This window comes from Comamonas fluminis (assembly GCF_019186805.1).
Lineage (GTDB): Bacteria > Pseudomonadota > Gammaproteobacteria > Burkholderiales > Burkholderiaceae_C > Comamonas > Comamonas fluminis.
Genome location: NZ_CP066783.1, coordinates 2,802,975 through 2,819,217, shown reverse-complemented (window position 1 = coordinate 2,819,217; position 16,243 = coordinate 2,802,975). Strand labels below are relative to the sequence as shown.

Below are 16,243 nucleotides of genomic sequence, written 5' to 3'. Positions count from 1 at the left end.
ACTGATGCTGCATGACAGAAGGCCCGCATGTGAATGCGGGCCTTCTGTCTTTTTGATCTTGCGCAAAAGATGGGGCGTAAACAGCAGCACGCATTGGCTTTGGCGCCAATGGTGAATAAGTAGGTTCAATCCTACGATCTGATCAGAAATTATGGAGGGTCGTCCGTGCACGCCCTCGGACTCTTATCTGATTGAGGCAGATCACCATGGCAGCTCAAACCGTTCTCGTTACCAAGCTCACCGGCCAGGCCTGGATTCGTGGCACTGATGGCAATCTGAGCGCCATCCATGAAGGCATGCGCATCCCTGCGGATGCACAGATCGTCACTGCCTCTGGCAGCAGCGTGCAGTTGCAGGCCGATGGCCAGCCACCGCTGATCGTGGGCGAGAATCAGAACGTCAGTCTGACAGCGGATCTACTGCAACCACCGCAAGCCGAAGAGGCGGTGGTGGCCAATCCAGCCAGCGCCGAAATTGACCAGATCATCGCAGCGATCAATTCCGGCAAGGATCCATTTGATGAGCTCGACCCCACGGCTGCAGGCCTGACCGGCGGCAGCGAAGGCGGCAGCAGCTTTGTGCGCCTGACCAGCATCATTGAAACCGTGGCGCCAATGGGGCTGGAATATCCACGCACAGCCATGCCAACGCCGCTGCAGGAACGTCTGAGCGGCGTTGCTCTGCCTGAAGAAAGTGTCTCGGATGCTCGCCCTCTGGCCCATGCCGATGCTGCCCGGGTCACTGAAGACGAAGTCACCAGCTTGCAAGGCAATGTGCTGGTGAATGACCAACTGGGCCAGGGCGTGGCAGCGCAGCACAGCACTGTGCTGGTGGGGTCGGGTCAGGGGCAGTACGGCGTGGTTACGCTTCATACCGATGGCAGCTACACCTAGGTGCTGAATAACGCACTGCCATCTGTGCAGTCTCTGGCTGTGGGTGAGACGCTGACTGAAACATACACCTATACGGTGACGGATGCGGCGGGCAACAGCTCTTCGAGCACCCTGACCATCACTGTGGTCGGCACCAATGACATTCCCACCATGGCGGGTGATATGACCGCCAGCGTCAAGGAAGACGCCGTTCTGACCGCAGAGGGGCAACTGACCGTCTCGGATGTGGACACATCGGACACGCATACCTGGTCTGTCGATAACGGTGGCAAAGGCAGCTTTGGCTCCTTCGTTGTTGACAACAATGGCAAGTGGACCTACGTGCTGGACAACGGCAATTCCGATGTCCAGGGCCTCAAGGAGGGCGAAAGCCTGCAGGACACCATCACGGTCACGGTGGATGACGGGCATGGCGGCACGGATACCAAGGTCATTACGGTCACGATTGGAGGTACCAACGATGTGGCCGTCATCACTCCTCGCAAGCCGGGGGATGACACTGGAGTAGTCAAGGAAGACGAAATTCTGAGCACCGGCGGCAAGCTGGATGTATCTGATCTGGACAAGGGTGAGGCGGTCTTCAACCCACAGGTTGATGTGAGCGGTGCGCATGGCAAATTCAGCATCGACGCCAGTGGCAATTGGACGTATGTACTTAGCAATGCAGACCCGAAGGTTCAGTCTTTGGGTGTGGGTGAGTCTTTGAGCGAAACGTTCACCGTGACCACGGCAGACGGATCTAGCAGCACAGTGGTGGTCACTATCAATGGCACGAATGACAAACCTGTCATGACAGGCGAAGTCCTGGGTGCTGTCACGGAAGATGGGCAGAGCACCGCTACAGGCCAGCTCAGCAAATCCGATGTGGATGTCAATGACACCCATACGTGGAGTACCGGCAATGGTCAGGGGCAGTACGGCAAGTTTGAAGTCGATCAGAGTGGCAAATGGACTTATACGCTTGATAACTCCAAACCCGAAGTGCAAGCACTTGGTGAGGGCGAACAGCGAGAAGAACGCTTTGAAGTAACTGTGGATGACGGCCACGGCGGCACCGATACCAAGACCGTGGTGGTGATTGTGACGGGCTCGGCTGACACCGCCAGCGTGACTCCTGGTGCAGGAGCAGGAGAGGACGCAGGTAAGGTCTACGAAGCGGCCCTGAACTCGGCCGCCGATCACCGAGAAACTACCACCGGCTCGGTCACCGTCAGTGCCACCGACGGCGTGGCCAGCGTCACCATCGGCGGCCAGACCTACACCCTGGCCCAGTTGGCGGGCGACCTCGGCAAACTCGCCAGCGTGGACACCGGTGAAGGCAGCCTTAAGATCACCGGCTACAGCCCGGCGGCGGACGGCAAGAGCGGCACACTCACCTATGAATACACCCTAAAGACAGCGCAGACCCATGCGGATGGTCAGGGCAACAACACCCTGCAAGACAGCATCGACGTCAGCGTTGCGGGCCAGGGCGGCAGCACAGGCCAGGGCGCCATCGTCATCACCATCGTCGACGACGTCCCCGTGGCGCAAAGCTTCACGGGCGGCACACTGACCGAAGACGGCCAGGTCAGCGAGCTGAACGGAAGCGTGGCACCAGCGACAGGCAACAGCAACAGCTTCGGTGCAGACGGCGCAGCCAGCCAGGGCGCCATCACCTGGGGCACAGTCACAGCCACCCTGGGCGGCCAAAGCGTCACCCTCAGCGACTACGGCGTCTTCAAGTCCAATGCCGACGGCAGCTGGAGCTTTACGCTGGACAACAGCAAGCCGGCCACCCAGGCGCTCAAGGATGGTGAAACCATCACCGTGAAGGTCGACTACAGCCTCACGGACAAGGACGGTGACACCGTGGGCAGCACCGTCAGCTTCTCGATTCAGGGAGCCAACGACACCGCCAGCGTGACCCCTGGTGCAGGAGTCGGAGAGGACGCAGGCAAGGTCTACGAAGCGGCCCTGAACTCGGCCGCCGATCACCGAGAAACCACCACCGGCTCGGTCACCGTCAGTGCCACCGACGGCGTGGCCAGCGTCACCATCGGCGGCCAGACCTACACCCTGGCCCAGCTAGCGGGCGACCTCGGCAAACTCGCCAGCGTGGACACCGGTGAAGGCAGCCTCAAGATCACCGGCTACAGCCCAGCGGCGGACGGCAAGAGCGGCACACTCACCTATGAGTACACCCTCAAGGCAGCGCAGACCCATGCCGATGGTCAGGGCAACAATACCCTGCAAGACAGCATCGACGTCAGCGTTGCAGGTCAGGGCGGTAGCACAGGCCAGGGTGCCATCGTCATCACCATCGTCGACGACATGCCCAGCATCAGCGTGGGCCAACCCATCAGCGCCACCTCGGGCAACAGCGCAGGCGCAGCAGCAGGCAGCTTGTCGTATGCGTTTGGTGCCGATGGCGTTCAAACCTTCACCGTCAACGGCAAGACGTTTAACGTGCCCACAGCGGGCCAGTCCACGGTCATCACCGGCACCTACGGCACACTGAGCGTCAACGCCGACGGCAGCTACAGCTACCAGGCCCATGCCAACACGGGTGGCAAGAGCGAAAACTTCACGTTCGAGATCATCGACGCCGACGGCGACAAGGTCGATGCGACCTTGAGCGTGAGCATCACAGCGGCCGCCAACCCTGGTGAGCCCGTTACCGTCACCGTGAATGAAAAGGGACTGAACAACCCAGTCGACCACAGCGAACAAGCCAGCGTCAGCGCCCCTGCGGGCTACACCATCACCGGTGGCGGCAAGGGCAGCTACGGCGAAGTCAAGCTGGTGGATGGCCAATGGAGCTACGTGCTGGACAAGGCCTATGGCCACAGCGATGGCCAGGGAGCAGGCACTGCTGCTGCAGCGGACACCGTCACCGTGCAGGTCAAGGATGCCCAGGGCAACGACCTGACGCTGCAAGTGAAGGTCAGCATCGTCGACGACATGCCCAGCATCAGCGTGGGCCAACCCATCAGCGCCACCTCGGGCAACAGCGCAGGCGCAGCAGCAGGCAGCTTGTCGTATGCGTTTGGTGCCGATGGCGTTCAAACCTTCACCGTCAACGGCAAGACGTTTAACGTGCCCACAGCGGGCCAGTCCACGGTCATCACCGGCACCTACGGCACACTGAGCGTCAACGCCGACGGCAGCTACAGCTACCAGGCCCATGCCAACACGGGTGGCAAGAGCGAAAACTTCACGTTCGAGATCATCGACGCCGACGGCGACAAGGTCGATGCGACCTTGAGCGTGAGCATCACAGCGGCCGCCAACCCTGGTGAGCCCGTTACCGTCACCGTGAATGAAAAGGGACTGAACAACCCAGTCGACCACAGCGAACAAGCCAGCGTCAGCGCCCCTGCGGGCTACACCATCACCGGTGGCGGCAAGGGCAGCTACGGCGAAGTCAAGCTGGTGGATGGCCAATGGAGCTACGTGCTGGACAAGGCCTATGGCCACAGCGACGGCCAGGGAGCAGGCACTGCTGCTGCAGCGGACACCGTCACCGTGCAGGTCAAGGATGCCCAGGGCAACGACCTGACGCTGCAAGTGAAGGTCAGCATCGTCGACGACATGCCCAGCATCAGCGTGGGCCAACCCATCAGCGCCACCTCGGGCAACAGCGCAGGCGCAGCAGCAGGCAGCTTGTCGTATGCGTTTGGTGCCGATGGCGTTCAAACCTTCACCGTCAACGGCAAGACGTTTAACGTGCCCACAGCGGGCCAGTCCACGGTCATCACCGGCACCTACGGCACACTGAGCGTCAACGCCGACGGCAGCTACAGCTACCAGGCCCATGCCAACACGGGTGGCAAGAGCGAAAACTTCACGTTCGAGATCATCGACGCCGACGGCGACAAGGTCGATGCGACCTTGAGCGTGAGCATCACAGCGGCCGCCAACCCTGGTGAGCCCGTTACCGTCACCGTGAATGAAAAGGGACTGAACAACCCAGTCGACCACAGCGAACAAGCCAGCGTCAGCGCCCCTGCGGGCTACACCATCACCGGTGGCGGCAAGGGCAGCTACGGCGAAGTCAAGCTGGTGGATGGCCAATGGAGCTACGTGCTGGACAAGGCCTATGGCCACAGCGATGGCCAGGGAGCAGGCACTGCTGCTGCAGCGGACACCGTCACCGTGCAGGTCAAGGATGCCCAGGGCAACGACCTGACGCTGCAAGTGAAGGTCAGCATCGTCGACGACATGCCCAGCATCAGCGTGGGCCAACCCATCAGCGCCACCTCGGGCAACAGCGCAGGCGCAGCAGCAGGCAGCTTGTCGTATGCGTTTGGTGCCGATGGCGTTCAAACCTTCACCGTCAACGGCAAGACGTTTAACGTGCCCACAGCGGGCCAGTCCACGGTCATCACCGGCACCTACGGCACACTGAGCGTCAACGCCGACGGCAGCTACAGCTACCAGGCCCATGCCAACACGGGTGGCAAGAGCGAAAACTTCACGTTCGAGATCATCGACGCCGACGGCGACAAGGTCGATGCGACCTTGAGCGTGAGCATCACAGCGGCCGCCAACCCTGGTGAGCCCGTTACCGTCACCGTGAATGAAAAGGGACTGAACAACCCAGTCGACCACAGCGAACAAGCCAGCGTCAGCGCCCCTGCGGGCTACACCATCACCGGTGGCGGCAAGGGCAGCTACGGCGAAGTCAAGCTGGTGGATGGCCAATGGAGCTACGTGCTGGACAAGGCCTATGGCCACAGCGATGGCCAGGGAGCAGGCACTGCTGCTGCAGCGGACACCGTCACCGTGCAGGTCAAGGATGCCCAGGGCAACGACCTGACGCTGCAAGTGAAGGTCAGCATCGTCGACGACATGCCCAGCATCAGCGTGGGCCAACCCATCAGCGCCACCTCGGGCAACAGCGCAGGCGCAGCAGCAGGCAGCTTGTCGTATGCGTTTGGTGCCGATGGCGTTCAAACCTTCACCGTCAACGGCAAGACGTTTAACGTGCCCACAGCGGGCCAGTCCACGGTCATCACCGGCACCTACGGCACACTGAGCGTCAACGCCGACGGCAGCTACAGCTACCAGGCCCATGCCAACACGGGTGGCAAGAGCGAAAACTTCACGTTCGAGATCATCGACGCCGACGGCGACAAGGTCGATGCGACCTTGAGCGTGAGCATCACAGCGGCCGCCAACCCTGGTGAGCCCGTTACCGTCACCGTGAATGAAAAGGGACTGAACAACCCAGTCGACCACAGCGAACAAGCCAGCGTCAGCGCCCCTGCGGGCTACACCATCACCGGTGGCGGCAAGGGCAGCTACGGCGAAGTCAAGCTGGTGGATGGCCAATGGAGCTACGTGCTGGACAAGGCCTATGGCCACAGCGACGGCCAGGGAGCAGGCACTGCTGCTGCAGCGGACACCGTCACCGTGCAGGTCAAGGATGCCCAGGGCAACGACCTGACGCTGCAAGTGAAGGTCAGCATCGTCGACGACATGCCCAGCATCAGCGTGGGCCAACCCATCAGCGCCACCTCGGGCAACAGCGCAGGCGCAGCAGCAGGCAGCTTGTCGTATGCGTTTGGTGCCGATGGCGTTCAAACCTTCACCGTCAACGGCAAGACGTTTAACGTGCCCACAGCGGGCCAGTCCACGGTCATCACCGGCACCTACGGCACACTGAGCGTCAACGCCGACGGCAGCTACAGCTACCAGGCCCATGCCAACACGGGTGGCAAGAGCGAAAACTTCACGTTCGAGATCATCGACGCCGACGGCGACAAGGTCGATGCGACCTTGAGCGTGAGCATCACAGCGGCCGCCAACCCTGGTGAGCCCGTTACCGTCACCGTGAATGAAAAGGGACTGAACAACCCAGTCGACCACAGCGAACAAGCCAGCGTCAGCGCCCCTGCGGGCTACACCATCACCGGTGGCGGCAAGGGCAGCTACGGCGAAGTCAAGCTGGTGGATGGCCAATGGAGCTACGTGCTGGACAAGGCCTATGGCCACAGCGATGGCCAGGGAGCAGGCACTGCTGCTGCAGCGGACACCGTCACCGTGCAGGTCAAGGATGCCCAGGGCAACGACCTGACGCTGCAAGTGAAGGTCAGCATCGTCGACGACATGCCCAGCATCAGCGTGGGCCAACCCATCAGCGCCACCTCGGGCAACAGCGCAGGCGCAGCAGCAGGCAGCTTGTCGTATGCGTTTGGTGCCGATGGCGTTCAAACCTTCACCGTCAACGGCAAGACGTTTAACGTGCCCACAGCGGGCCAGTCCACGGTCATCACCGGCACCTACGGCACACTGAGCGTCAACGCCGACGGCAGCTACAGCTACCAGGCCCATGCCAACACGGGTGGCAAGAGCGAAAACTTCACGTTCGAGATCATCGACGCCGACGGCGACAAGGTCGATGCGACCTTGAGCGTGAGCATCACAGCGGCCGCCAACCCTGGTGAGCCCGTTACCGTCACCGTGAATGAAAAGGGACTGAACAACCCAGTCGACCACAGCGAACAAGCCAGCGTCAGCGCCCCTGCGGGCTACACCATCACCGGTGGCGGCAAGGGCAGCTACGGCGAAGTCAAGCTGGTGGATGGCCAATGGAGCTACGTGCTGGACAAGGCCTATGGCCACAGCGACGGCCAGGGAGCAGGCACTGCTGCTGCAGCGGACACCGTCACCGTGCAGGTCAAGGATGCCCAGGGCAACGACCTGACGCTGCAAGTGAAGGTCAGCATCGTCGACGACATGCCCAGCATCAGCGTGGGCCAACCCATCAGCGCCACCTCGGGCAACAGCGCAGGCGCAGCAGCAGGCAGCTTGTCGTATGCGTTTGGTGCCGATGGCGTTCAAACCTTCACCGTCAACGGCAAGACGTTTAACGTGCCCACAGCGGGCCAGTCCACGGTCATCACCGGCACCTACGGCACACTGAGCGTCAACGCCGACGGCAGCTACAGCTACCAGGCCCATGCCAACACGGGTGGCAAGAGCGAAAACTTCACGTTCGAGATCATCGACGCCGACGGCGACAAGGTCGATGCGACCTTGAGCGTGAGCATCACAGCGGCCGCCAACCCTGGTGAGCCCGTTACCGTCACCGTGAATGAAAAGGGACTGAACAACCCAGTCGACCACAGCGAACAAGCCAGCGTCAGCGCCCCTGCGGGCTACACCATCACCGGTGGCGGCAAGGGCAGCTACGGCGAAGTCAAGCTGGTGGATGGCCAATGGAGCTACGTGCTGGACAAGGCCTATGGCCACAGCGATGGCCAGGGAGCAGGCACTGCTGCTGCAGCGGACACCGTCACCGTGCAGGTCAAGGATGCCCAGGGCAACGACCTGACGCTGCAAGTGAAGGTCAGCATCGTCGACGACATGCCCAGCATCAGCGTGGGCCAACCCATCAGCGCCACCTCGGGCAACAGCGCAGGCGCAGCAGCAGGCAGCTTGTCGTATGCGTTTGGTGCCGATGGCGTTCAAACCTTCACCGTCAACGGCAAGACGTTTAACGTGCCCACAGCGGGCCAGTCCACGGTCATCACCGGCACCTACGGCACACTGAGCGTCAACGCCGACGGCAGCTACAGCTACCAGGCCCATGCCAACACGGGTGGCAAGAGCGAAAACTTCACGTTCGAGATCATCGACGCCGACGGCGACAAGGTCGATGCGACCTTGAGCGTGAGCATCACAGCGGCCGCCAACCCTGGTGAGCCCGTTACCGTCACCGTGAATGAAAAGGGACTGAACAACCCAGTCGACCACAGCGAACAAGCCAGCGTCAGCGCCCCTGCGGGCTACACCATCACCGGTGGCGGCAAGGGCAGCTACGGCGAAGTCAAGCTGGTGGATGGCCAATGGAGCTACGTGCTGGACAAGGCCTATGGCCACAGCGATGGCCAGGGAGCAGGCACTGCTGCTGCAGCGGACACCGTCACCGTGCAGGTCAAGGATGCCCAGGGCAACGACCTGACGCTGCAAGTGAAGGTCAGCATCGTCGACGACATGCCCAGCATCAGCGTGGGCCAACCCATCAGCGCCACCTCGGGCAACAGCGCAGGCGCAGCAGCAGGCAGCTTGTCGTATGCGTTTGGTGCCGATGGCGTTCAAACCTTCACCGTCAACGGCAAGACGTTTAACGTGCCCACAGCGGGCCAGTCCACGGTCATCACCGGCACCTACGGCACACTGAGCGTCAACGCCGACGGCAGCTACAGCTACCAGGCCCATGCCAACACGGGTGGCAAGAGCGAAAACTTCACGTTCGAGATCATCGACGCCGACGGCGACAAGGTCGATGCGACCTTGAGCGTGAGCATCACAGCGGCCGCCAACCCTGGTGAGCCCGTTACCGTCACCGTGAATGAAAAGGGACTGAACAACCCAGTCGACCACAGCGAACAAGCCAGCGTCAGCGCCCCTGCGGGCTACACCATCACCGGTGGCGGCAAGGGCAGCTACGGCGAAGTCAAGCTGGTGGATGGCCAATGGAGCTACGTGCTGGACAAGGCCTATGGCCACAGCGACGGCCAGGGAGCAGGCACTGCTGCTGCAGCGGACACCGTCACCGTGCAGGTCAAGGATGCCCAGGGCAACGACCTGACGCTGCAAGTGAAGGTCAGCATCGTCGACGACATGCCCAGCATCAGCGTGGGCCAACCCATCAGCGCCACCTCGGGCAACAGCGCAGGCGCAGCAGCAGGCAGCTTGTCGTATGCGTTTGGTGCCGATGGCGTTCAAACCTTCACCGTCAACGGCAAGACGTTTAACGTGCCCACAGCGGGCCAGTCCACGGTCATCACCGGCACCTACGGCACACTGAGCGTCAACGCCGACGGCAGCTACAGCTACCAGGCCCATGCCAACACGGGTGGCAAGAGCGAAAACTTCACGTTCGAGATCATCGACGCCGACGGCGACAAGGTCGATGCGACCTTGAGCGTGAGCATCACAGCGGCCGCCAACCCTGGTGAGCCCGTTACCGTCACCGTGAATGAAAAGGGACTGAACAACCCAGTCGACCACAGCGAACAAGCCAGCGTCAGCGCCCCTGCGGGCTACACCATCACCGGTGGCGGCAAGGGCAGCTACGGCGAAGTCAAGCTGGTGGATGGCCAATGGAGCTACGTGCTGGACAAGGCCTATGGCCACAGCGATGGCCAGGGAGCAGGCACTGCTGCTGCAGCGGACACCGTCACCGTGCAGGTCAAGGATGCCCAGGGCAACGACCTGACGCTGCAAGTGAAGGTCAGCATCGTCGACGACATGCCCAGCATCAGCGTGGGCCAACCCATCAGCGCCACCTCGGGCAACAGCGCAGGCGCAGCAGCAGGCAGCTTGTCGTATGCGTTTGGTGCCGATGGCGTTCAAACCTTCACCGTCAACGGCAAGACGTTTAACGTGCCCACAGCGGGCCAGTCCACGGTCATCACCGGCACCTACGGCACACTGAGCGTCAACGCCGACGGCAGCTACAGCTACCAGGCCCATGCCAACACGGGTGGCAAGAGCGAAAACTTCACGTTCGAGATCATCGACGCCGACGGCGACAAGGTCGATGCGACCTTGAGCGTGAGCATCACAGCGGCCGCCAACCCTGGTGAGCCCGTTACCGTCACCGTGAATGAAAAGGGACTGAACAACCCAGTCGACCACAGCGAACAAGCCAGCGTCAGCGCCCCTGCGGGCTACACCATCACCGGTGGCGGCAAGGGCAGCTACGGCGAAGTCAAGCTGGTGGATGGCCAATGGAGCTACGTGCTGGACAAGGCCTATGGCCACAGCGATGGCCAGGGAGCAGGCACTGCTGCTGCAGCGGACACCGTCACCGTGCAGGTCAAGGATGCCCAGGGCAACGACCTGACGCTGCAAGTGAAGGTCAGCATCGTCGACGACATGCCCAGCATCAGCGTGGGCCAACCCATCAGCGCCACCTCGGGCAACAGCGCAGGCGCAGCAGCAGGCAGCTTGTCGTATGCGTTTGGTGCCGATGGCGTTCAAACCTTCACCGTCAACGGCAAGACGTTTAACGTGCCCACAGCGGGCCAGTCCACGGTCATCACCGGCACCTACGGCACACTGAGCGTCAACGCCGACGGCAGCTACAGCTACCAGGCCCATGCCAACACGGGTGGCAAGAGCGAAAACTTCACGTTCGAGATCATCGACGCTGACGGCGACAAGGTCGATGCGACCTTGAGCGTGAGCATCACAGCGGCCGCCAACCCTGGTGAGCCCGTTACCGTCACCGTGAATGAAAAGGGACTGAACAACCCAGTCGACCACAGCGAACAAGCCAGCGTCAGCGCCCCTGCGGGCTACACCATCACCGGTGGCGGCAAGGGCAGCTACGGCGAAGTCAAGCTGGTGGATGGCCAATGGAGCTACGTGCTGGACAAGGCCTATGGCCACAGCGACGGCCAGGGAGCAGGCACTGCTGCTGCAGCGGACACCGTCACCGTGCAGGTCAAGGATGCCCAGGGCAACGACCTGACGCTGCAAGTGAAGGTCAGCATCGTCGACGACATGCCCAGCATCAGCGTGGGCCAACCCATCAGCGCCACCTCGGGCAACAGCGCAGGCGCAGCAGCAGGCAGCTTGTCGTATGCGTTTGGTGCCGATGGCGTTCAAACCTTCACCGTCAACGGCAAGACGTTTAACGTGCCCACAGCGGGCCAGTCCACGGTCATCACCGGCACCTACGGCACACTGAGCGTCAACGCCGACGGCAGCTACAGCTACCAGGCCCATGCCAACACGGGTGGCAAGAGCGAAAACTTCACGTTCGAGATCATCGACGCCGACGGCGACAAGGTCGATGCGACCTTGAGCGTGAGCATCACAGCGGCCGCCAACCCTGGTGAGCCCGTTACCGTCACCGTGAATGAAAAGGGACTGAACAACCCAGTCGACCACAGCGAACAAGCCAGCGTCAGCGCCCCTGCGGGCTACACCATCACCGGTGGCGGCAAGGGCAGCTACGGCGAAGTCAAGCTGGTGGATGGCCAATGGAGCTACGTGCTGGACAAGGCCTATGGCCACAGCGACGGCCAGGGAGCAGGCACTGCTGCTGCAGCGGACACCGTCACCGTGCAGGTCAAGGATGCCCAGGGCAACGACCTGACGCTGCAAGTGAAGGTCAGCATCGTCGACGACATGCCCAGCATCAGCGTGGGCCAACCCATCAGCGCCACCTCGGGCAACAGCGCAGGCGCAGCAGCAGGCAGCTTGTCGTATGCGTTTGGTGCCGATGGCGTTCAAACCTTCACCGTCAACGGCAAGACGTTTAACGTGCCCACAGCGGGCCAGTCCACGGTCATCACCGGCACCTACGGCACACTGAGCGTCAACGCCGACGGCAGCTACAGCTACCAGGCCCATGCCAACACGGGTGGCAAGAGCGAAAACTTCACGTTCGAGATCATCGACGCCGACGGCGACAAGGTCGATGCGACCTTGAGCGTGAGCATCACAGCGGCCGCCAACCCTGGTGAGCCCGTTACCGTCACCGTGAATGAAAAGGGACTGAACAACCCAGTCGACCACAGCGAACAAGCCAGCGTCAGCGCCCCTGCGGGCTACACCATCACCGGTGGCGGCAAGGGCAGCTACGGCGAAGTCAAGCTGGTGGATGGCCAATGGAGCTACGTGCTGGACAAGGCCTATGGCCACAGCGATGGCCAGGGAGCAGGCACTGCTGCTGCAGCGGACACCGTCACCGTGCAGGTCAAGGATGCCCAGGGCAACGACCTGACGCTGCAAGTGAAGGTCAGCATCGTCGACGACATGCCCAGCATCAGCGTGGGCCAACCCATCAGCGCCACCTCGGGCAACAGCGCAGGCGCAGCAGCAGGCAGCTTGTCGTATGCGTTTGGTGCCGATGGCGTTCAAACCTTCACCGTCAACGGCAAGACGTTTAACGTGCCCACAGCGGGCCAGTCCACGGTCATCACCGGCACCTACGGCACACTGAGCGTCAACGCCGACGGCAGCTACAGCTACCAGGCCCATGCCAACACGGGTGGCAAGAGCGAAAACTTCACGTTCGAGATCATCGACGCCGACGGCGACAAGGTCGATGCGACCTTGAGCGTGAGCATCACAGCGGCCGCCAACCCTGGTGAGCCCGTTACCGTCACCGTGAATGAAAAGGGACTGAACAACCCAGTCGACCACAGCGAACAAGCCAGCGTCAGCGCCCCTGCGGGCTACACCATCACCGGTGGCGGCAAGGGCAGCTACGGCGAAGTCAAGCTGGTGGATGGCCAATGGAGCTACGTGCTGGACAAGGCCTATGGCCACAGCGACGGCCAGGGAGCAGGCACTGCTGCTGCAGCGGACACCGTCACCGTGCAGGTCAAGGATGCCCAGGGCAACGACCTGACGCTGCAAGTGAAGGTCAGCATCGTGGACGACATGCCCACTGCAACCCCGATTAATAAGGGATCTCTGACAGAAGATGGTGCTGTCGAGACTCTTAGTGGCAATGTGGCCATCGACAATGGGAACAGCTTCGGTGCAGACGGTGCAGCTAGCCAGGGCGCCATAACCTGGGGCACGGTCACAGCCACCTTGGGCGGCCAAAGCGTCACCCTCAGCGACTACGGCGTCTTCAAGTCCAATGCCGACGGCAGCTGGAGCTTTACCCTGGACAACAGCAAGTCAGCCACTCAGGCGCTCAAGGATGGTGAAACCATCACCGTGAAGGTCGACTACAGCCTGACGGACAAGGATGGCGATACTCAGGGCAACATTGTCAGCTTCTCGATCAAGGGTACCAACGACGCCAAGCCAGACGAAGAAACAACACGGGAGGACACATCGGTATCCGGCAATGTTCTAAGCAATGATGAGGGCTATAAGGCAGGAGTCATGCTGGTGACGAGCTTTTCTGTGAACGGTCACTCTTACGTAGCAGGCAGTGGGGCAGTCAATGTGAGCGATACCTCCGGCAAGGTGATAGGTAGTATTAAGCTGGAGGTTAACGGTGAGTACACTTTCACTCCGACCAAAGACTGGAGCGGATCTGTTCCAACCATCACCTATACGAGCAACAGCGGAACATCCAGCACGCTGGATATCAAAGTCACACCGGTTGCCGATATTCCCGTCGTGAGCGTAGTTCTTGGGGCTGGCTCAATTCCTGTGACCACATCGATTGATGCAACAACGGTCTTGAGCAAGAACTCCGGATACACAGTTACCGCTAAGGATATGAATGGGAATGCCGCTGATATCAGCACCTTTAAGGGCAGCCTTCACGATGGTTTTGGAGTGACGGGTGTTGTGACTGGCAATACGGCTGCCGATACCGGAGAGATTGCGGGCAACGGGAGCAAGAGCGAGTCGTTGACGATTGCTTTTAATACCCCGGTCACCACAATTTCTGTGCAGTTTGCATGGCTGGCTTCGACAGAGTGGGCGCGTTATCAGATGTTTGATGAAGCTGGAAACGCAGTGGTTCTTGGATTCAATGCTGATGGTTCGGTAAATAAGGTGAGTGGCTTATACGGTTTCGTGAAGGGTGGCGGTGACACCGTAGAGACGGCATTTTCGCTCAGTGTTCCTGTTGGAAGCACCATCAGCAAGATTGTGTTCGATGCTGCACGGGCTGGCGACGATTATCTGATTCACCAGGTGACCTACACGACGGCGATCACCTATCCTGTCACGATCACTGTTGCTCCAACGGATATTGACTATTCGGAATCCGTCAAGAGTATCACTGTGGAAGTTGCCGAGGGGGTGACGCTGTCCGCAGGTACGCAGCGTGATGCAACGCACTGGGAACTGCCTTTGGTGAGCAATGGCAGCTATGTGGTCCAAATAGATAGTGTTACCAAGGCAGTGACCATCACTGGTCTGAGCATGACGGTGCCTGACAATGTGACTTCTGCCGGCATTACAGTGACCGGTACAGTGGTGGATGGAGCGGACACAAACTCCGCATCCGCATCCACAGGTTCTGTGTTGGCCACCAATGATGCAGCGACCGCAAGTCTGAGTGCCGAGACGGTGAAGGGGGAAACCAAACCCCTGGCCGCCAATTTCACGACTTCGGAGACTTGGGCGTTTTCCACGCCCGCAACGAATGGGAATAGCCCAAAGGGTTTTGATCTGAATTCGGCGCTAAATCAGGCTGGCTGGGTATCCACTTCCACAAAGTCCGGAAAGTCCACAAGTTATGACGTAACGAGAAGCTCATCGGCGCTGGTATTGAAAGATACAAGTTCAAGCAGTGATATAGACGCACAATTGCTGACTCCTGTTTACCTAACGGGTAACAAAGCCGGTAATGTTCTGTCTTTTGATGTGACCAAGCTGGCGAACTACTCATCCAGTGACGTCATCACCTGGACGCTTTACAAGCAAAATGCCAATGGAAGCTGGTCCGTTGCGGAGACGCATTCCATCACTGCGATGAGAACGTTTACGACCGAAGCATTGGATGCGAATACAAACTACCGAATACACATCAGCGCAAACGACGAGTCGTACGATAGCGATTCGAAAGATAGCAAGACACTGGCTGTGACGCTCGATAATTTCACGGTGTCCGCAGCAGACTCTGTGGCTTGGACGCCTGGCACGGCCACAGGTAATATCCTGACCAATGACCATGCGGGAAGCGGTAACAGCCTGTCGGTGTCTGTGGATCACGGGATGAGTTGGAAGGTCGCTACCAGTGCTGGTATCGACATTCAGGGTGACTACGGCAGCTTGCATATCAGCAGCAATGGTGACTATGTCTATACGCCGTCGACCCCTTCCGCGGGTGTCATCTATCAATCACAGCAGGATGTATTCACCTACAAGATTCTTGCAGCGGACGGCAGTCACGCGGAGGCACAACTGACGGTGACTCTTAATGCCTCGGGTCCGACGGTGACTACAGGAAGTGCAACCGCAGATACGGTGCATGAGGTCTATGGCACACCTGCTGGTGACACGTTGCTGGGTACTGAGCAGGATGACTGGTTTATCTGGACCAGCAGCGATCATGGCTCAAGCCAGATTCCGGGAGCGGATGTGGTCCGTAATTTCGGTAAGGCCGGAAATGATGTGCTGGTGCTCAATGATCTGCTGCAGGGCGAAGAGAAAAGTGGCGACCTGAGCAAATTCCTGCACTTGGAGACCCAAACGGAATCCAATGGTGTGGTGGACACTGTTATCAAGGTTTCGTCAACCGGTGGGTTGGCGGCGGATGGTAGTGGCTTCAACCAGAAGATCGTGCTCGAAGGGGTTGATTTACTGGGGGCAGGGAATGATCAAAACGCGATGATCCAGAAAATGATCACTGACGGAAAGCTCAAGATCGATCAAAGCTAAGGCGCCTTTAATCATCAGGGGGAGGACTCAGTCCTGCCCCTGAT

At 60.3% G+C, this 16,243-nt stretch carries 2 protein-coding genes; both read left to right on the top strand.

Annotation, left to right across the window (positions count from 1 at the left end; translation table 11 throughout):
- Window positions 1-206 precede the first annotated feature (206 nt).
- On the top strand, window positions 207-893 hold the full coding sequence (locus JDW18_RS13185; RefSeq protein WP_218239897.1) for a retention module-containing protein: 687 nt from the start codon (window positions 207-209) through the stop codon (window positions 891-893).
- Window positions 894-16,199: a VCBS domain-containing protein gene (locus JDW18_RS13180; RefSeq protein WP_218239896.1), complete on the top strand. Its 15,306-nt coding sequence runs from the start codon at window positions 894-896 to the stop codon at window positions 16,197-16,199.
- Window positions 16,200-16,243: the final 44 nt, after the last annotated feature.